Here is an 18203-nt window from a genome sequence, read left to right on the forward strand (position 1 = left end):
GCCGGTGTAATCCGCGAGGCGAATTCGCCGCCGGAGCAGGGCCTTCCCATGTCGCGTTACGAACCCAAAGTCACCGAACCGAAATGGCAGGCCGCCTGGGAGGCTGCCGGCACCTTTGCGGCGCGGCGCGACCCGGCAAAGCCCAAGTACTATGTGCTCGAGATGTTCCCGTATCCCTCGGGGCGTATCCACATGGGGCACGTCCGGAACTACACCATGGGCGACGTTGTGGCGCGCCAGAAGGCTTCGGCCGGCTATTCCGTGCTGCATCCGATGGGTTGGGACGCTTTCGGAATGCCGGCCGAAAACGCTGCGATGGAACGCGGCGGCCACCCCAAGGACTGGACCTATGGCAACATCGCCGATATGCGCGCTCAGATGAAGCCCCTGGGCCTGTCGATCGACTGGAGCCGCGAATTCGCCACTTGCGACCCGGAATACTACGGCCAGCAGCAGGCGATGTTCCTCGACATGCTGGAAGCCGGGCTCGTCTATCGCAAGGCCGCCGTGGTCAACTGGGATCCGGTGGACATGACGGTGCTGGCCAACGAACAGGTGATCGACGGCAAGGGCTGGCGGTCCGGCGCGGCAGTTGAACGGCGCGAACTGGTGCAGTGGTTCTTCCGCATCAGCGACTATTCCGAGGATCTGCTGGCCGCGCTGGATGGGCTGACGCACTGGCCGGAAAAGGTGCGCCTGATGCAGGCCAACTGGATCGGCCGCAGCCAGGGCCTGCAATTCGCCTTTGCGACCAAGGGTGCACCCGCCGGATTCGAGTCGCTGGAAGTCTATACCACCCGCCCCGACACGCTGATGGGCGCGTCCTTTGCCGCCATCTCGCCCGACCATCCCCTGGCCAAGGCGCTGGAAGCCTCTGACCCCAAGGTCGCGGCCTTCGTCGCCGAATGCCGCAAGGGCGGCACATCAGCGGAAGAGATCGAGACGGCCGAAAAGGTCGGCTACGACACCGGCATCCGTGTCGTGCATCCCCTGGACCCGACGTGGGAACTGCCGGTGTGGATCGCCAACTTCATCCTCATGGACTATGGCACCGGCGCCATCTTCGGTTGCCCTGCCCATGACCAGCGCGACTTCGACTTCGCCACGAAATACGGCCTGCCGATCAAGGCGGTATTCGTGGCCGAAGATGCCGAGGACGTGCCGCTCGCCGAGGCGTTCGTACCCATGAAGTCCGAGCGCGTGCGCTACATCCGCGGCTTCTCCGGCGCCGAGGTGCAGACCGGCGACGACGGCGTGACCGCCGCCATCGCTCATGCCGAGGCGAACGGCTACGGTCGCGGCGTCACCAAGTTCCGCCTGCGCGACTGGGGCATCTCGCGCCAGCGCTACTGGGGTTGCCCCATCCCGGTCGTGCATTGCGCCGATTGCGGTGTGGTGCCCGAGAAGAAGGAAAACCTGCCGGTCGAGCTGCCCTATGACGTCAGCTTCGACAAGCCCGGCAACCCGCTGGACCGGCACCCGACCTGGCGCGACTGCGCTTGCCCCGCCTGCGGCAAGCCCGCCAAGCGGGAAACCGACACGATGGACACCTTCGTCGATTCGTCCTGGTACTACGCCCGCTTCACTGCGCCCCGCGCCACCACGCCGACCGTGGCCGAGGACGTGGACTACTGGATGAACGTCGATCAATATATCGGCGGCATCGAGCACGCGATCCTGCACCTGCTCTATTCCCGCTTCTTCGCCCGCGCCATGCACCGCACCGGCCACCTACCCGCCAAGGCGGTCGAGCCGTTCAGCGCACTGTTCACCCAAGGCATGGTGACGCACGAAATCTACATGACGCGCGACGCGCAGGGCCGGCCGGTCTATCACTTGCCGGAAGACATCCTGCGCTCGGACACCGGCGCCACGCTGAAGGACGGCACCCCGGTCGAGGTAATTCCCTCGGCCAAGATGTCGAAATCAAAGAAGAACGTCGTGGACCCGATGAACATCATCGACCAGTTCGGCGCCGATACCGCCCGTTGGTTCGTGATGTCCGACAGCCCGCCCGAACGCGACGTGGAATGGACGGCAGCTGGCGCGGAAGCGGCCTACAAGCACCTGTCCCGCGTCTGGCGCATGGCGGACGAGATCGCCACGTTGACCTCGCCTGCCAATGCCGAGGACGAGGCGCTCGCCCGCGCCACCGCCAAGGCGGTGGACGAGGTCACGAAGGGCATCGAGGGCTTTGCCTTCAACAAGGCCATCGCCAAGCTCTACGAATTCGCCAACACGCTGCAGAAGTCGCAGGCGGGCGCGAATGCGAAGAAGGATGCCATGCGGACCATGGCACAGCTCATGTCGCCGATGACCCCGCACCTGGCCGAGGAGATCTGGAACATGCTGGACGGCGACGGCCTGGTCGCCTTGGCACCCTGGCCCAAGGCCGACCCGTCGCTGCTGGTCGATGACGAGGTGGTGTTGCCCATCCAGATCAACGGCAAGCGCCGGGCCGAAATCCGCGTGCCGAAAGACATGCCCGCCGCCGAGATTGAAAAGATCGCGCTGGCAGACGAGGGTGTAGTGAAGTTTCTTGCCGGCCAGCCGGTCAAGAAGCTGATCGTTGTCCCCGGTCGCATCGTCAATGTCGTCGTCTGACCGCCGTGCCTTTCTGTCGCTTGCCGCTGTGGCGGCCCTGTCGGCCTGCGGTTTCACGCCGGCCTATGGGCCGTCCGGTTCGGCCTCGGCCCTGCGGGGTCGGGTCCGCGCTACTGACCCTTCCTCGGCCACCGATTACGCCTTTGTCGCCCGCATCGAGGAACGCCTCGGTCGGCCCGAGGCAGATGCCTTCGCGCTGACCTACGGCATTTCGACCGAAACCTTCTCAATCGGCATCACCCAACAGAACGAGGTCGTCCGGTACGACATTTCGGGCAACGCCAACTGGACTCTCCAGGACTCAGCGGGCGAGACCCTCGCCTCGGGCACAGCGCAAAGCTTCACCGCCTGGTTCGCCTCGGGCACCACGGTCGCCACACAGGCCGCGCAAGTTGATGCCGTGAAGCGCCTGATGCAGGCGCTGGCCGACCAGGTGGTGACGCAACTCATCGCCCGGGCCGGAAGCCTGCCATGATCCTGAAAGGGGCCGAGGCCGCGCGTTACCTGCGCCGCCCCGATCCCGGCCGTGCCGGGCTTCTGATCTTCGGCGCCGATCCCATGCATGTCGCGCTGAAGCGTCAGGATGCCGTGACCGCATTGATCGGCCCACAGGGCGAATCCGAGATGCGCCTGACCCGCATCCCCGGCGCCGACCTGCGGCGCGATGGCGCCCGGCTGGCCGACACGATGAAAGAACGCGGGTTCTTCCCCGGCCCCCGCGTCGTGCTGGTCGAAGAGGCCACGGACGGGCTCGCCCCGCAGATCGAGTCCGCGCTGGCAGAGTGGCAACCCGACGATGCCGTGCTTGTTGTGACGGCCGGAATGCTGACCGGCAAGTCCGCTCTCAAGACCCTGTTCGACAAGCACCGCGCTGCCGTGTCGATCGGGCTCTATGACGATCCGCCCTCGGCGGAGGAAATCGCCGACACCCTCGCCCGCGCCGGGCTCACGCGGCTTGCCCCCGACGCCGCCCCCGCGCTCGAAGGGCTGGCACGCGAGCTTGACCCCGGTGACTTTCGCCAGACGCTGGACCGGATCGCCCTTTACAAATGGCAGGATACCGAGCCGCTGACGGCGGGCGAAGTGGTGCTTCTGGTACCCGCCTCGGCCGAAACGGAACTGGACGACCTGATCCTTGCCGTCGGCGACCGCAACCCGGAGCGGGCCTGCCTTCTGCTGCACCGACTCGAGGCGCAAGGCACCACCGCGGTCGCGGTTTGCATTGCTGCGCTGCGCCATTTCCGCGCCCTGCACATTGCCGCCACCGACCCCGGCGGCATTGCCACGGGCATGATCAAGGCCCGTGTCTTCGGCCCACGCCGCGATGCCATGCAGCGGCAGGCCGGGGCCTGGGGCGCACGCGCGCTGGAATCGGCGCTGGCCACACTTGTGGACTGCGACCTGACCCTGCGCTCGGCCAGCCGTGCGCCGGCGATGGCCGTCCTGGAACGCGCGCTGATCCGCGTGGCGATGACAAAGAGGTAAGGATGACCGACAGCATCGAGGACTTCCTCGCCCCCCTCGCCCGGCTGGCCGAAGACGCCCCCGGCATCGAAGGGCTGGTGATCTGGGCCGAAGACGGCGCCTGGCCGGCAAGCGACACGCCGACCGAAGCGCTGGAGGCCGAGGAGATCGCCTTCTACGCCGAGGGCCTGTTGCTGGAGGGTTTCGGCATGGCCTGGGACATCCTGGCCCTGCCCGACGACCCGGAAGAACAGCTCGCGGTGCGGCTGATGGTCTGGCAGGGCGCCGCCCCGCCCCCGCCTGCGGCGCCGAAACCCTGGATCACCCTCGACCGCAAGGAAAGGCCCGCCCGATGATCTATGATGACCTCCACCGCGAAGCCGCAGCCCTGGGCACGATCCTCTTCACGATCACGACCAATGACTTCGCGGCAGATCTGGCGCGGCGGGCCTATACCTCGCATCCGGTAGAGTACCCGGTGTCGGGCACCAAACCGATGGAGCGGAACGCCTGGTACGATCATGTGATCCGCGACCACCGGACCTTCGTGGCCAACACCGCGCCCGAGTTTGCCGTGGTGTTCTTCGACCATGCCCTGATCACCTCGCTTGGCCTGGGCTCGGCGGTCAACATCCCGGTGATCGCGGGGGGCGAGGTGGTGGGGACGGTGAACCTGCTGGCCGAGACGGGGCATTTCACGCCCGAGAAGCTGGCCGCCTACGAGGCGCTGGTGGCCCGCCACCACGACGCGCTGGCGGCGGAGATGGCGGGGGGCTGACGTGGCCTTCACCCTGCGCCAGCTTCAGTTCTTCATCGCGGCGGCCGAGGCTGGGTCCGTGTCGGGCGCGGCGCGGGCGCTGTCGATCTCGCAGTCTTCGGTGACCGAGGCGATCCGGGCGCTGGAGGATGATCTGGGCGTCGCGCTGTTCGACCGGCAGGCGCGGGGGCTCTTGATCACCCACAAGGGGTCCGCCTTCCTGCGGCACGCCCGGCAGATCCTGGAGGACGTGGCCATCGCCCGCACCGCCTTCCGCGACGAGGGGGAGGCGATGACGGGGCGGCTGTCACTGGGGGTGACCTCACTGGTCGCGGGCTATGTGCTGTCGGATATCCTGTCGCGATTCCGGCGGGCCTATCCTCAGGTGGAGCTCTCGGTGATCGAGGACAACGGGGACTATCTCCAGCATCTGCTGATCGGGGGGGAGCTGGACGTGGCGGTCCTGCTGACCTCGTCGGTCAAGGACCGGATGGCCCTGCATGTGGAGACGCTGCTGGTCTCGCCCTATCGGCTGTGGCTGCCGCTGGGCCATGCGCTGGCCCAGCAGGAGGCCATCGCGCTGGACGAGCTGGCGGGGCAGCCGCTGATCCAGCTGATGGTGGACGAGATCGAGGAGAGTACCCGGCGGCTGATGGGGGCGCTGGCGGTCAAGCCCCAGATCGCCTTCCGGACCCGGTCGGTGGAGGCGGTCCGCAGCCTGGTGGCCACGGGGGCGGGGCTGGCGATCCTGCCCAGCCTTGTGTACCGGCCCTGGTCGCTGGAGGGGGACCGCATCGAGATCCGGGACGTCTCGGGGGACCTGCCCTCGGTCCAGGTGGGCCTCGCCTGGCGCCGGGGGGCGCCGCTCTCGGCCCCGGCCCTCAACTTCGTCCGCTCGGCCCAGAGCGCCATCCCGGCCCGCTAGGCGTCCGAGCTCGGACGCTTGGACGGGGTGTTTGAGTTCAATGGGTTACGAAGGCGGATTAACTTGGACTTAAGGATTGGGGTGTGGGGCCAAGTGGCGACAAGGCTCGGTTTTGCCGGGATGTAGGGTGCGTGCTTGCACGCACCGAGGGCGGCCGGGTGAAATGGTGCGTGCGAGCACGCACCCTACGGCAAGCTCCGTAGGCCGGGGTTCACCTCGGCGTCCCGTGACGGCTTGGGGTGGACGGGTTGGCGCAAGTGAGTCGGGGTGAACCCCGACCTACGGGTTGCCTGGGGATTGCCGTAGGGTGCGCATTCATTGCGCACCTTGTGGCCGAAGGGACCGCGCGTAGTCGCGCCGTCGTCGCTCGCTGGGCGGCAGGGATTGTCCGAGGAAGGCAAGGTCGCACGATCCGCCACTCGGACAGGAGGTGCGCAATGAATGCGCACCCTACGGCTCGCTTGCTCGGACTTGAGGATTGGGGTGGGTTGAACAGGCGGTAGGGAGCCCAAGGGATGGCGGGTTTCACCCACCCTATAGCTCGCTTGCACGCACCGAGGGCGGGCAGCCCTCGCCAATCTACATGGGGAACGGTGCGTGAGAGCGCGCACCTTGTCTCGCTAGTGTACCTCCAGAACAACCAGGAGGGATGGCGAGTACGAGTGTGCACCCTGCAAGAGATATTCGCCAGCTGACCATCTTTTATTCACCTATGTAGATTAAATGCCAAGCGATGCGCCGGCGACACGATTGATTGGCCATGGTCTTGTTTGGAACACCGCGCTGCCCTCTTGCAGAGATGTGGCGACCAAACTATCACTTCGAATCGTAACGAGTAAGGATATCGTCTTGTGGACCGTAATGTTCTGATTGTCGGGCACAGCCATGTTCAGTGCCTTGCGACGGCGGCCCTGAAAGCTGGCAACGACAATGTCGAAGTCGTAAGCATAAGAAAATTTCCAGGCTTCCGATCTGCATCGCCGGAATCGGTTGCGACGATGGTGCTGGAGGGGGCGAAGCAGAAGTGCCCTGACGCGATTTGCCTTTGCCTGCAGGGCAATGAGCACAACATGCTAGGGCTTCTGGAGCATCCTATTCCGTTCTCCATTGGGGGATCCAGAACCGGCTCCATCCCCGATCAACAGGCGGGGAGATGGTTTATACCCCATTCGGTGGTGCAAGATTCGTTCCGAGAGAGACTTCACAAGGTCCCGAAGATCGCGGAAGCCCTTCTTTCTGTCTTTCCAAGTGCCCGGCCTCTCTTCCTGATGCCGCCTCCGCCCATCTCTGATTGGGAGCACTTGCTTGAGTTTCCTGGGGTGTTCGAAGACAAGTTGCATCTTGGACCGGCCCCCGACGCCCTTCGGCTTCAACTCTACGAAATGGAATGCCAAGTCTTCAAGGAGTTTGCTGCTGCTCTCAATGCACCTGTCATTGAAGCGGCCGCGGAAACCCTTGATGATCGGGGCTTTCTGAAGAAGGGGCTCTACGCAAACGATCCGTCGCACGCAAACCCGCAATACGGCAAGATCATGCTTGACCTTGTCCTTCAAGGAGCGATGAAGCCAAGATGAGGCATCCATATGCTGGTGCGCCGCGCCGTCAGTTCTGGAACAGAGAACCTGGAGTAACGGAGCCTCACAAGCTTGACCCTGTTGGAGAAGCGCCGTTCAGCTTGAGCCGCAGTGATCGGATTGTGACAGCCGGAAGTTGCTTTGCGCAGCATGTTGCAAGGTTCATGTCACAATCCGGATACAATCACTACATTGCCGAGCCGGCTCATCCGATTGTCATGAAGGACGCGGCAAGGAAGTACAACTACGGCCTGTTTTCAGCACGCTATGGGAACATCTATACGGCACGGCAGTTGTTGCAACTGATTCAGCGCGCATATGGAAGTTTTGTGCCCATAGAAAGCACGTGGCCCGGGCCAAACGGGAAGGGCGTTGTGGATCCGTTTCGGCCACAGATCCATCCCGGTGGCTTCCTCAATGAGAACGAACTTCAGGCAGACCGTGCCCATCACCTGGCTTGCGTCCGGGACGCGATCGAGAAGATGGACGTGTTCGTTTTCACTCTCGGCTTGACAGAGACCTGGGCAGACTCCCGCGATGGTGCCGTGTTCCCGCTGGCGCCAGGCGTCGCCGGAGGAATCTACGACCCAAGCCTGGTGAAGTTCGAAAACTATGACGAAGTCCAGAGCTTCGAGGATCTGCGAGCGGCCTTGAGCCTCATTCGTTCGATCAACCCCAAGGTTCGGATTATTCTTACAGTCTCACCCGTGCCCCTAAACGCGACATATGAAGACCGTCACGTTCTTCTTTCGACAACGTGGTCGAAGGCGGTCTTGCGGATCGCAGCGGAAAAAGCAACTCGCGAGTTGAGCGATTGCGTCTACTTTCCATCCTACGAGATCATCACCAGTCCACATGTACGAGGTCAGTACTACGAGGACGATTGCCGGGAAGTGCGGCAGAAGGGCGTGGACCATGTCATGCGGCTCTTCCTTCGTCACTTTGCGGACCAAAAGGTGGAAGATGTTCAGGTTCGTTCTGCGCCAAGGGTGACTGGCGCTGCCAACCATATGGACGATATGGAAGACAAGGTTGAGCTCTTGTGTGACGAAGCTGCAATCAGCGATCACTGAACAAAGCAAGCCCTCGGGCGGGGTTCCTCCCCTCTATTCGCGCCGGGAACGCCCAGTGGCTTCCCGGCGGGGGTGATTGGCTCGCCAGGCGGGCATGTTGGGTTGGAAACCAGCCCTGGCGGGGGTTCCGGCGCTCGGGGTAAGCCGTCGCGTGGTGGGTTCCACCCACCCTACCCCCTCACAACCCCAGCACGTCCATCATGTCGTACTCGCCAGGCTTCTTGCCCTGGCCCCACAGCGCGGCCTTCAGCGCTCCCCGGGCGAAGATGCTGCGGTCGGTGGCGAGGTGGCGGAGCACGATGCGTTCGCCGTCGGCGGCGAAGATGACGTCGTGTTCGCCCACCACGTCGCCGCCGCGGATGGCGGAGAAGCCGATGGTGCCGTGCTTGCGGGCGCCGGTGATGCCCTCTCGCGCCGGGGTGCGGAGGTCTGACAGCGGGGCGCCGCGGCCTTCGGCGGCGGCCTCGCCCAGCATGAGTGCGGTGCCCGAGGGGGCATCGACCTTCATGCGGTGGTGGGCTTCGACGATCTCGATATCCCAATCGGCATCCAGCGCCTGGGCGACCTTTTGCGTCAGGCGGACGAGGAGGTTGACGCCAAGGCTCATGTTGCCGGCGCGGACGACGACGGCATGGCGGGCGGCGGCGCTGATCTTCGCCAGGTGATGGGGTTCAAGCCCGGTGGTGCCGATGACATGGACGGCGCGGGCCTGGGCGGCGAGGGCGGAAAGCTCCACCGTGGCGGCGGGGGAGGTGAAATCGAGGAGCGCCTGCGACTGGGCGAGGGCTTCCAGCGGATCGTCGGTGACGGTGAGGCCGAGGGGGGCGCCGCCGGTGACGGTGCCCAGGTCCTGGCCGACCCAGGGGTGGCCGGGGCGTTCCAGCACGGCGACGAGGCGGGCGCGGTCGGGGGCGGCCAGCACGGTGGCGGTGAGCATGCGGCCCATGCGGCCGGAGGCGCCGGCGATGGTGATGGCGGGCAGGTCTGTCATGGTATCCTCCGTTTGGCGCTTTGTGGCGGGTTCGGGCGGGCGGCTCAAGCCCGGCGTTGCGGTTTCGGGCGATTGCGCCTATGGGGGGGCCATGTCGAACCGCCGTCCTTCCAGCACGAACGGCCCGTCGCAGCGGCAGTTGCGGGTGGGCGAACTGATCCGCCGCACCTTGTCGGAGGTGCTGGCGCGTGGCGATGTGCATGACCCGGACCTGAACGTGATTCCGATCACGGTGGGGGAGGTGTCGGTGTCGCCCGACCTGAAGGTGGCCACGGTCTATGTGATGCCGCTGCTGGGCACGGCGCCGGTTGACGTGGCGATTGCCGCGCTGGCCCGGCACCGGGGCGAGTTGCGCCACCATGTGGCCGGGGCGATGCGGCTGAAATACGCGCCGGATCTGCGGTTCCGGGCGGACGAGACCTTTGACCGGCTGGACGAGACGCGGCGCATGTTCGCCGATGAGCGGGTGCGGCGGGATCTGGATACGCCGGACGAGGAATGATGCGCGGGCTGTGGGTGGCGCTGGCCGGGCTGGTGCCTGGTGCGGCAGGTGCGGCTTGTGCGCCGTTCGCCTTTGAGGGGATGCCCTACACGGTCTGCGAGGTGCGGGCAGGCGAGGATCTGCGGCTGTTCCTTGAGGGGCCGGATGGGGTGTATGGCAGCTTCCGTGCGGTGAATGCGGCCCTGGCGGCCGAGGGCAAGCAGCTGGGATTCGCGATGAACGCGGGGATGTATCACCGCGACCTGTCGCCGGTGGGGCTGTATGTCGAGGATGGGCGCGAGGTCACGCGGCTGGTGACGCGGGATGGGCCGGGGAACTTTGGCCTGCTGCCGAACGGGGTGTTCTGCGTGGGCGAGGGGTTTGCGGTGGTGGAATCGCGCGCCTTTGCGAAGGCGGGGCGGGCGTGCCGCTATGCCACGCAATCGGGGCCGATGCTGGTGATTGACGGCGAGTTGCATCCGAAGCTGATCCCCGACTCGCCATCTGTGTATGTGCGCAATGGGGTGGGGGTCAGTGCGGATGGGCAGACCGCATGGTTTGCCATTTCCGACCGGGCGGTGAACTTCGACAGTTTCGCGCGGATGTTCCGGAACGGGCTGGGGGCGCGGGATGCGCTGTACCTGGACGGCTCGATCTCGCGGCTGTACGCGCCGGAGCTGGGGCGCAGCGACTTCGGCTTTTCCATGGGGCCGATCGTGGGAACCGTGGTGCCGAAGGAGTAGCGATGGCGCGGGGCAAGAAGGGCCGGCCGGTCTCGGGCTGGGTGGTGGTGGACAAGCCGGCGGGGGTGGGGTCCACGGCCGTGGTGAACAAGGTGAAATGGGCGTTTGAGGCGCAGAAGGCGGGCCATGCGGGGACGCTGGACCCGGATGCGACTGGCGTGCTGGCGGTGGCTTTGGGGGAGGCGACCAAGACGGTGCCCTATGTGACCGATGCGCTGAAGTGCTATCGCTTCCGGGTGGCTTTTGGCGCGGCGACCTCGACCGACGATGCGGCGGGTGAGGTGCTGGCGCGGTCGCCGCTGCGGCCAGCGGACGCCGCGCTGGAGGCGGCGCTGGCGGGGTTCCGGGGTGATATCCTTCAGGTGCCGCCGCGCGTGTCGGCGGTGAAGGTCGAGGGCGAGCGGGCCTATGACCTGGCGCGCGAGGGCGAGGATTTCGAGCTGGCGGCGCGGCCCCTGTGGGTGGAGCGGCTGGAGGTGACGGGGCGGCCGGATGCGGACCATGTGGATCTGGAGATGGTTTGCGGGAAGGGCGGTTACGTGCGGTCCATCGCGCGCGACCTCGGCCAGGTTCTGGGGTGCCTGGGCCATGTCGCCTGGTTGCGGCGGGTCTGGTCGGGGCCGTTCTCTGTGGACGACGCGGTGAGTTTGGACGAGATCGACCGGCTGGCGCGGACCGACGAGATCGACGCGCTGGTGAAGCCCTTGGAGCTGGGGCTGAGCGGGTTGCCGGAACTGCCCGCCACGGCGGAGGGCGCGGTACGGCTGCGGCATGGCAATCCGGGCATGGTGCTGACCTCTTCGGTGGACTACGGCGACGAGGCCTGGGCAAGTTTCCAGGGCCGGGCGGTGGCGGTGGGAACTTACCGGGCGGGCGAGTTGCACCCGGCGCGGGTCTTTGTCTGAGGGGTGCCGTCGGGGCGGGCATCGAACCTGCCCCGACGGCGCTGCCGCGGCCCGGATGTCCGGCGGCGCGCTGGCCCGACAGAAGTAGATGAGTATTTGAGCAAAGAAGAAGCGGGGTTTCTTCTTTGGGGAAATACTCCACAGGGGGTCCGGGGGACGTGAAGTCCCCCGGCGGCGGGGCCGGGAGAGGCGGATGATCGTAAGGCGCCATCTGAAGGGAGATGCCGAAAGCGAGGCGGTGTATTCGCCCTGCGAAAGCTATCGCTATCTGTTGACGCGGGTCTGGGACCCGGCCGGTGCGAAGGCGCTGTTCGTGATGCTGAACCCCTCGACCGCGACCGAGGTGCAGAATGACCCGACGGTGGAGCGCTGCGAGCGGCGGGCGCGGGCATTGGGTTTCGGCGCGTTTCGCGTGACGAACATCTTTGCCTTTCGCGCCACCGATCCGAAGGTGATGCGCGCGGCGGCCGATCCGGTGGGGCCGGGGAACGATGCGGCGATCCGCGACTCGGTGTCCTGGGCAGACCGGGTGATATGTGCCTGGGGCACGCATGGCGCGCATCTGGACCGCGGGCGGGCGGTGGAGGCGCTGCTGCGCGGCACGGGAGTGCCGCTGCATCACCTGGGGCTGACGAAGGATGGCCAGCCGAAGCACCCGCTGTACATCGGCTATGACGTCCAGCCGATGCCCTGGGGCTGAGGGCGGGGGTCAGGCGGCGAGCAGGGTGATGGCGTCCAGCGTGAGCTGTCCCTGGACCTGGGCGACCGGCATCCCGTCGAGCAGAAGGGTGGCGCCGTGTTCGCCCGGTTCCAGAGTCAGTGTCGGATCGGGATGGGCGGCGGCATCATAGACCACGACGAGGTGATCTTCTTCGGCGTCGAAGTCGCTGACCTGAGGAAGCGCCTCTGGCCCATCCGTGGTGACGGTGAAGCGGTCGGCGCCGTCGCCGCCATGGCCGAAATCGCCTGCGCCGAGCATGAGGCTGTCATCGCCCGCGCCGCCATTCAGGAAATCGGAGGCGTCATCGCCGGCGCCGGAGAGCCTGTCGTTGCCGTTGTTGCCATCCAGCGTATCGGAGCCGGCGCCGCCGGTCAGCCGGTCGTCGCCATCGTTGCCGGCGAGCCAGTCGTTCCCGGCGCCGCCGTGGAGACGGTCGTCGCCGCTGCCGCCGCCGAGCGAATCGTCGCCCTGCCCGCCGGCAAGACGGTCGGCATCTGCGCCACCCTGCAGGTCATCGGCGCCGCGCGCGCCGGTCAGCGCATCGGCGCCGTCGCCGCCGTTCAGGATGTCGGCGCCGCCGTTGCCAGACAGAGAATCATCGCCCTCGGCGCCGAAGAGGCGGTCGATGCCGGAGCCGCCGGTCATCAGGTCGTCGCCCTCGCGGCCGTTCATCTGATCATTGCCACCGGCGCCAGCCATGCTGTCATCGCCCGAGGTGCCGTCGAGGATGTCATCGCGATCCTTGCCGGCAATGGCCTGGCCGTCCGGCGCGGCATCTGTGGCCGGGTCTGGGGTGGCATCAGGGGTGGTTTCGGGCGCAGTTTCGGGCGCAGTTTCGGGCGCGGCGGCGGTGTCGGGGGACCAATCCAGCAGGTCGGCGGGCGGATCGCCGTCTTCGCTGCCATCCGGGGTTGCAGAACCGGCGCCGGGCGAGGCATCCGGCGCGGCATCCTCCGGTTCTTCATCCCCGTCATGACCGTGATCGGCCACGACGCTGGCCATCAACGCACCGAACAGACCCAAGAGACCAAGCATGACAGAAGCTCCCGCACCGGGAGCGGTTCTGCCGCGCGCCGGTGCCGAGGTTCGACATCCTTCTGGAGATCACCCACGTACCCATAGGCATCCTGCCAGAGACCGGCGGGCGGTTCCACGGCCTGCACGGGCTGGGAGCCCGGAATCTGGAAAGCTGGTTAACGGAAGCCGGGGTGCGGCAGGTCTTTCCTTTTGCCGCGACTTCGGCTAATGGCGCGCATCCGCCAGGCGGCGGAGACCAAGGGCCTTGCTGGACGACATCCCGGCTTGTGCCGTCACATCTGACCTAAGGAGATCCCGATGTCGATCACGGTCGAAGAGAAGACCCGGCTCATCAAGGACTATGCCACCAAGGACGGCGACACCGGTTCGCCCGAGGTGCAGGTTGCCATCCTGTCGTCGCGCATCGCGACGCTGACCGAGCATTTCAAGAGCCACAAGAACGACAACCACTCGCGTCGCGGCCTGCTGATGCTGGTGGCGCAGCGCCGCAAGCTGCTGGACTATCTGAAGAAGAAGGACGAGGGCCGTTATCAGTCGCTGATCTCGCGCCTGGGCCTGCGCCGCTGAGCCCTTTCTGCCGGAAGTCCGGTACGGACTGACAGACCGCCCGCAGCCCCGCTGCGGGCGGGTTTCGTTTGGGCGATTGGCTCTGGCCGGGGCGCGGGCGGCTGATAGGATGCGGCCATGACCGGACCGGACCACCCTGCCCCTCCCTTCCTGCGCGTCCTGCTTCTGGGGGGAACCGGCACGATCGGCCGCGCGACGGCGCGGGCGTTGTGCGCGGCGGGTCACGAGGTGACGGCGCTGGTGCGGCCTGGATCGGAGGCGCGCGGGCTGGAGGGGTGCCGGATCGTTACCGGGCTGGCGGGGGCGCCGGGCGACCTGGCAAGGGCGCTGGCGGCGGGCGATGGGCCGGTGTCGGCGGTGGTCTCGTGCCTGGCGAGCCGCACGGGGGCGCCCGAGGAGGCGCGTGCGGTGGACCGCGACGCCAATGCGGCGGCGCTGCGCGCGGCGGTGGCGGCGGGCGTGGGGCGTTTCGTGCTGCTGTCGGCGATCTGCGTGCAGAAGCCGGCGCTGGCCTTTCAGGGGGCGAAGCTGGAGTTCGAGGCGGAGCTGAGGACGGCGCCGCTGGACTGGGTGATCGTGCGGCCGACGGCGTTCTTCAAGTCGTTGTCCGGGCAGGTGGCGCGGGTGCGCGAGGGACGGTCTTTCCTGGTGTTCGGCGACGGGCGGGGCACGGCCTGCAAGCCGATCTCGGATGCCGATCTGGCGCGGTTCCTGGTGCAGTGTCTGGAGGACCCATCGCTTTGGCGGAAGGTGCTGCCGGTGGGCGGGCCGGGACCGGCGATCACGCCGCGCGACCAGGCGGCGATGCTGGAGCGGCTGCTGGGTCGGCCTGTGCCAGTGCGGCAGGTGCCGGTGCGGCTGATGGACGGGATCGTCGGGCTGCTGTCCATGCTGGGCCGGGTGTCGCCCCGGATGGCCGCCAAGGCCGAGCTGGCGCGGATCGGGCGTTATTATGCGACCGAGTCGATGCTGGTCTGGGACCGGGCGGCGGGACGCTATGATGACGGGGCCACGCCGGAGTTCGGAGCGGACCGGCTGGAGGCGCATTATGCGGCGCTGTTGCGGGGCGAGGTGGGCGACGACCGCGGGGCGCACGCGGTGTTCTGAGAGGGCTTCGTGACGTCGCGGCTTTCCAAACGGGCTTGTTTGCTGTAAAGGCCCCGCCCATCTGTGACGTGACGCCCAGGGCCCCGGGCACATGCGAAGGATTGGGGCGGCGGCAATGGGGCCGCCATAGGACGCGGGACCCGTCAGGGGACGGGAGAGCCCGCAAGAGGAAACCGGATGTTCAATATCACGAAGAAATCGATCCAGTGGGGCAACGAGACGCTCACGCTGGAAACGGGGAAGGTTGCGCGGCAGGCCGACGGATCGGTCATTGCCACGCTGGGCGAGACCTCGGTCATGGCAAACGTGACCTTCGCCAAGACCGCGAAGCCGGGTCAGGACTTCTTTCCGCTGACCGTGCACTACCAGGAAAAATACTATGCCGCCGGCAAGATTCCGGGCGGCTTCTTCAAGCGCGAGGCGCGGCCTTCCGAGAAGGAAACGCTGGTGTCGCGCCTGATCGACCGGCCCTGCCGTCCGCTGTTCGTGGAAGGCTTCCGCAATGAAGTTCTGGTCATGGCGACCGTGCTGTCCTGCGACCTGATCAACGACCCCGACATTGTGGCGATGATCGCGGCTTCGGCTGCGCTGACCATTTCCGGCGTGCCCTTCATGGGCCCGATCGGTGCGGCGCGCGTGGGCTTTGTGGACGGCCAGTATGTGCTGAACCCGCCCATGGACGACATGACCCAGCTGCGCAACAAGCCCGACCAGCGGCTGGACCTGGTCATCGCCGGCACCAAGACCGCCGTGATGATGGTGGAATCGGAAGCCTACGAGCTGACCGAGGCCGAAATGCTGGGTGCGGTGAAGTTCGGCCACGAGGCGATGCAGCCGGTGATCGACCTGATCATCGGTTTTGCCGAGGAATCGGCGAAGGAGCCCTTCGACTTCAGCCCGCCGGATTACTCGGCGCTGTATGAGAAGGTGAAGGCGGCAGGCGAGGCGCAGATGCGCGCGGCTTTCGCCATCCGCGACAAGCAGGACCGCACGAACGCCATCGACGCGGCGGCGGATGCCATCGTGGCGGCGCTGTCGGACGAGGACAAGGCTGACGCCAACCTCGGCGCGGCGATCAAGAAGCTGGAATCGTCGATCCTGCGCGGCGACATCATCAACGGCGGTGCCCGCATCGACGGCCGCGACAACAAGACCGTCCGCCCGATCGTGGTGGAAACCGGCCTTCTGCCGCGCACCCACGGTTCGGCGCTGTTCACCCGCGGCGAGACTCAGGGGCTGGTCGTGACCACCCTGGGCACCGGCGAGGATGAGCAGATCATCGACGCGCTGAACGGGAATTTCCGGTCGAACTTCCTGCTGCACTACAACTTCCCGCCCTATTCGGTCGGCGAAGTGGGTCGCGTGGGTTCGCCCGGCCGCCGCGAGATCGGCCACGGCAAGCTGGCCTGGCGCGCGCTTCAGGCGGTGCTGCCGGCTCCGACCGAGTTCCCCTACACCATCCGCGTCGTCAGCGAGATCACCGAATCGAACGGTTCGTCCTCGATGGCTTCGGTCTGCGGCGGATCGCTGTCCATGATGGACGCGGGCGTGCCGCTGAAGGCGCCGGTCGCGGGCGTGGCGATGGGCCTGATCCTGGAAGATGACGGACGTTGGGCCGTGCTGACCGACATCTTGGGCGACGAGGACCACCTCGGCGACATGGACTTCAAGGTCGCGGGCACCGCGGACGGCATCACCAGCCTGCAGATGGACATCAAGGTCGCGGGCATCACGCCCGAGATCATGGAGCAGGCTTTGGCGCAGGCCAAGGACGGCCGGCTGCACATCCTGGGCGAGATGGGCAAGGCCCTGTCGGGGCCGCAGGCCATGGGCGCCTATGCCCCGAAGATCGAGACCATGTCCATTCCGACCGACAAGATCCGCGAAGTGATCGGGTCGGGCGGCAAGGTCATCCGCGAGATCGTGGAAGTTTCGGGCGCCAAGGTGGACATCAACGACGACGGCACGATCAAGATCGCCTCGTCCTCGGCCGATGCCATCAAGAAGGCCTATGACATGATCTGGTCGATCGTGGCCGAGCCGGAAGAGGGCAAGATCTACACCGGCAAGGTGGTCAAGCTGGTCGACTTCGGCGCCTTCGTGAACTTCTTCGGCAAGCGCGATGGCCTGGTGCATGTGAGCCAGATCGCCAACAAGCGCCTGACGCATCCGAACGAGATCCTGAAGGAAGGCCAGGAAGTGAAGGTCAAGCTCCTGGGCTTTGACGACCGTGGCAAGGTGCGCCTTGGCATGAAGATGGTCGATCAGGAGACCGGCGAGGAAATCGCGCCGGAGAAGAAGGAAAAGGAAGAGGCCGCCGAGGCCTGATCCTTCCCCGCGGGGAAGAAACCAGGGGCCCCGGTGGAAACGCCGGGGCCTTTCGCAAGGTTGAGATGCCGACAGTCACCGCCATAACGGTTGCCTATGGGAGTTTCGGGGTAATCCCCGACATGGTGCGCAGCCTGCCCGACGGGGTGCCGCTGGTCATCGTGGACAATGGGCCCGATGACGGATTGCGCGCCTGGGCAGCGCAGGCAGGGATTCCGGTGCGGAGGCCGGGCGCGAACCTTGGGTTCGGCCGGGGCTGCAACCTGGGCGCCGAGGGCGTGACGACCGAGTTCCTGCTGTTCATCAACCCCGATGCGCGGCTGGAGCCTGGCGCACTGGATGCGCTGATGGCGGCGGCGGGGCGACATCCCGAGGGCGCGGCCTTCGGTCCGATGCTGGTGCACGAGGACGGGCGGCCACGCTACAAGCGCAATTCCTACCTGTTGCCGGGAGCGAAGAAGCCGCCGCGCGATCCGGGTCCGGAGGACCGCGAGGTGGGCGTTCTGTCCGGCGCTGTGCTGCTGGTGCGCCGCGCGGCCTTCGAGGCGGTGGGGGGCTTTGACCCGGCGATCTTTCTGTATTTCGAGGACGATGACCTCAGCTTGCGGCTGCGCAAGGCCTGGGGTCCGGTCTTTGTGGTGCCGGGGGCGCGGGCTTTCCATACCAACGGACGGGGCTCGGCGCCTTCCGCCGCGACCTCGAGATGGAAGGGCTATCAATGGGCGCGCGCGCGGGTGCATGTGGGGCGCAAGCACGGACGGCCCCTGCCCTTGCTGAGTGCGTTGTGGGACGGCATCAGCCATCTTGTCTCGCCCAAGTCCTGGACCGGAGCCGAACATCGCGACGAAGCCATCGGGCGCATCATGGGTGCGCTGTCCATGAGCAAGACTTCGGTAACGTGATGATCTTTGCTTGTGGCCGGTGC

General features: G+C 66.5%; 18 protein-coding genes. 16 read left to right on the forward strand and 2 right to left on the reverse strand.

Annotation, left to right across the window (positions count from 1 at the left end):
• Positions 1 to 48: 48 nt before the first annotated feature.
• The 8 genes from leuS to JO391_RS16225 all read left to right on the forward strand — a co-directional run bounded on the left by leuS (position 49) and on the right by JO391_RS16225 (position 8397).
• Positions 49 to 2604: a leucine--tRNA ligase gene (gene leuS, locus JO391_RS16190; RefSeq protein ID WP_220661476.1), complete on the forward strand. Its 2556-nt coding sequence runs from the start codon at positions 49 to 51 to the stop codon at positions 2602 to 2604.
• The gene (lptE, locus tag JO391_RS16195) at positions 2591 to 3079 is read left to right on the forward strand and encodes an LPS assembly lipoprotein LptE (RefSeq protein WP_220661477.1); all 489 of its coding nucleotides are present in this window, start codon (positions 2591 to 2593) and stop codon (positions 3077 to 3079) included. The genes leuS and lptE overlap by 14 nt, the downstream gene beginning before the upstream one ends.
• Positions 3076 to 4089 carry a DNA polymerase III subunit delta gene (gene holA, locus JO391_RS16200; protein WP_220661478.1) on the forward strand — a complete coding sequence of 338 codons (1014 nt, stop codon included), beginning with the start codon at positions 3076 to 3078 and terminating at the stop codon, positions 4087 to 4089. Before lptE ends, holA begins: the two co-directional genes overlap by 4 nt.
• A 2-nt stretch (positions 4090 to 4091) precedes the next feature.
• The gene (locus tag JO391_RS16205; RefSeq protein ID WP_220661479.1) at positions 4092 to 4424 is read left to right on the forward strand and encodes a hypothetical protein; all 333 of its coding nucleotides are present in this window, start codon (positions 4092 to 4094) and stop codon (positions 4422 to 4424) included.
• On the forward strand, positions 4421 to 4846 hold the full coding sequence (locus JO391_RS16210; RefSeq protein ID WP_220661480.1) for a GAF domain-containing protein: 426 nt from the start codon (positions 4421 to 4423) through the stop codon (positions 4844 to 4846). The genes JO391_RS16205 and JO391_RS16210 overlap by 4 nt, the downstream gene beginning before the upstream one ends.
• Before the next feature lies 1 nt (position 4847).
• Entirely contained in the window at positions 4848 to 5750 is a 903-nt protein-coding gene (locus tag JO391_RS16215; RefSeq protein WP_220661481.1) for a LysR substrate-binding domain-containing protein, read from the forward strand.
• 851 nt (positions 5751 to 6601) lie between these two features.
• Positions 6602 to 7324, forward strand: a complete 723-nt coding sequence (locus JO391_RS16220) for a hypothetical protein (RefSeq protein ID WP_220661482.1) — start codon at positions 6602 to 6604, stop codon at positions 7322 to 7324.
• On the forward strand, positions 7321 to 8397 hold the full coding sequence (locus JO391_RS16225) for a GSCFA domain-containing protein (protein WP_220661483.1): 1077 nt from the start codon (positions 7321 to 7323) through the stop codon (positions 8395 to 8397). The genes JO391_RS16220 and JO391_RS16225 overlap by 4 nt, the downstream gene beginning before the upstream one ends.
• Positions 8398 to 8575: 178 nt before the next feature.
• Here JO391_RS16225 and dapB read toward each other — a convergent pair whose 3' ends face one another.
• Complete coding sequence (gene dapB, locus JO391_RS16230; RefSeq protein WP_220661484.1) at positions 8576 to 9388, reverse strand: 4-hydroxy-tetrahydrodipicolinate reductase; 813 nt, start codon at positions 9386 to 9388, stop codon at positions 8576 to 8578.
• A gap of 91 nt (positions 9389 to 9479) precedes the next feature.
• On the opposite strand from dapB, the gene rbfA reads away from it, so the two are divergent.
• The 4 genes from rbfA (at position 9480) to JO391_RS16250 (ending at position 12217) form a co-directional block, all read left to right on the forward strand.
• Complete coding sequence (rbfA, locus tag JO391_RS16235; RefSeq protein WP_220664596.1) at positions 9480 to 9890, forward strand: 30S ribosome-binding factor RbfA; 411 nt, start codon at positions 9480 to 9482, stop codon at positions 9888 to 9890.
• Entirely contained in the window at positions 9887 to 10612 is a 726-nt protein-coding gene (locus tag JO391_RS16240; RefSeq protein ID WP_220661485.1) for a phosphodiester glycosidase family protein, read from the forward strand. Before rbfA ends, JO391_RS16240 begins: the two co-directional genes overlap by 4 nt.
• Before the next feature lie 2 nt (positions 10613 to 10614).
• Positions 10615 to 11517, forward strand: coding sequence for a tRNA pseudouridine(55) synthase TruB (gene truB / locus JO391_RS16245; protein ID WP_220661486.1), 903 nt, complete (start codon positions 10615 to 10617; stop codon positions 11515 to 11517).
• A 193-nt stretch (positions 11518 to 11710) separates the two neighbouring features.
• Positions 11711 to 12217 carry a DUF1643 domain-containing protein gene (locus tag JO391_RS16250; RefSeq protein WP_220661487.1) on the forward strand — a complete coding sequence of 169 codons (507 nt, stop codon included), beginning with the start codon at positions 11711 to 11713 and terminating at the stop codon, positions 12215 to 12217.
• A gap of 9 nt (positions 12218 to 12226) precedes the next feature.
• Here JO391_RS16250 and JO391_RS16255 read toward each other — a convergent pair whose 3' ends face one another.
• Positions 12227 to 13273 (reverse strand): calcium-binding protein, encoded by a 1047-nt coding sequence (locus JO391_RS16255; RefSeq protein WP_220661488.1) that lies wholly within the window; start codon positions 13271 to 13273, stop codon positions 12227 to 12229.
• A gap of 300 nt (positions 13274 to 13573) precedes the next feature.
• On the opposite strand from JO391_RS16255, the gene rpsO reads away from it, so the two are divergent.
• The 4 genes from rpsO to JO391_RS16275 all read left to right on the forward strand — a co-directional run bounded on the left by rpsO (position 13574) and on the right by JO391_RS16275 (position 18180).
• Positions 13574 to 13843 (forward strand): 30S ribosomal protein S15, encoded by a 270-nt coding sequence (rpsO, locus tag JO391_RS16260; protein ID WP_220661489.1) that lies wholly within the window; start codon positions 13574 to 13576, stop codon positions 13841 to 13843.
• Between the two features lie 117 nt (positions 13844 to 13960).
• Positions 13961 to 14950, forward strand: a complete 990-nt coding sequence (locus JO391_RS16265) for an NAD(P)H-binding protein (RefSeq protein WP_220661490.1) — start codon at positions 13961 to 13963, stop codon at positions 14948 to 14950.
• 177 nt (positions 14951 to 15127) lie between these two features.
• Positions 15128 to 17278: a polyribonucleotide nucleotidyltransferase gene (gene pnp, locus JO391_RS16270; protein ID WP_220661491.1), complete on the forward strand. Its 2151-nt coding sequence runs from the start codon at positions 15128 to 15130 to the stop codon at positions 17276 to 17278.
• A gap of 65 nt (positions 17279 to 17343) precedes the next feature.
• Positions 17344 to 18180, forward strand: coding sequence for a glycosyltransferase family 2 protein (locus JO391_RS16275; protein WP_220661492.1), 837 nt, complete (start codon positions 17344 to 17346; stop codon positions 18178 to 18180).
• Positions 18181 to 18203: the final 23 nt, after the last annotated feature.

The organism is Neotabrizicola shimadae, from assembly GCF_019623905.1.
GTDB lineage: Bacteria > Pseudomonadota > Alphaproteobacteria > Rhodobacterales > Rhodobacteraceae > Neotabrizicola > Neotabrizicola shimadae.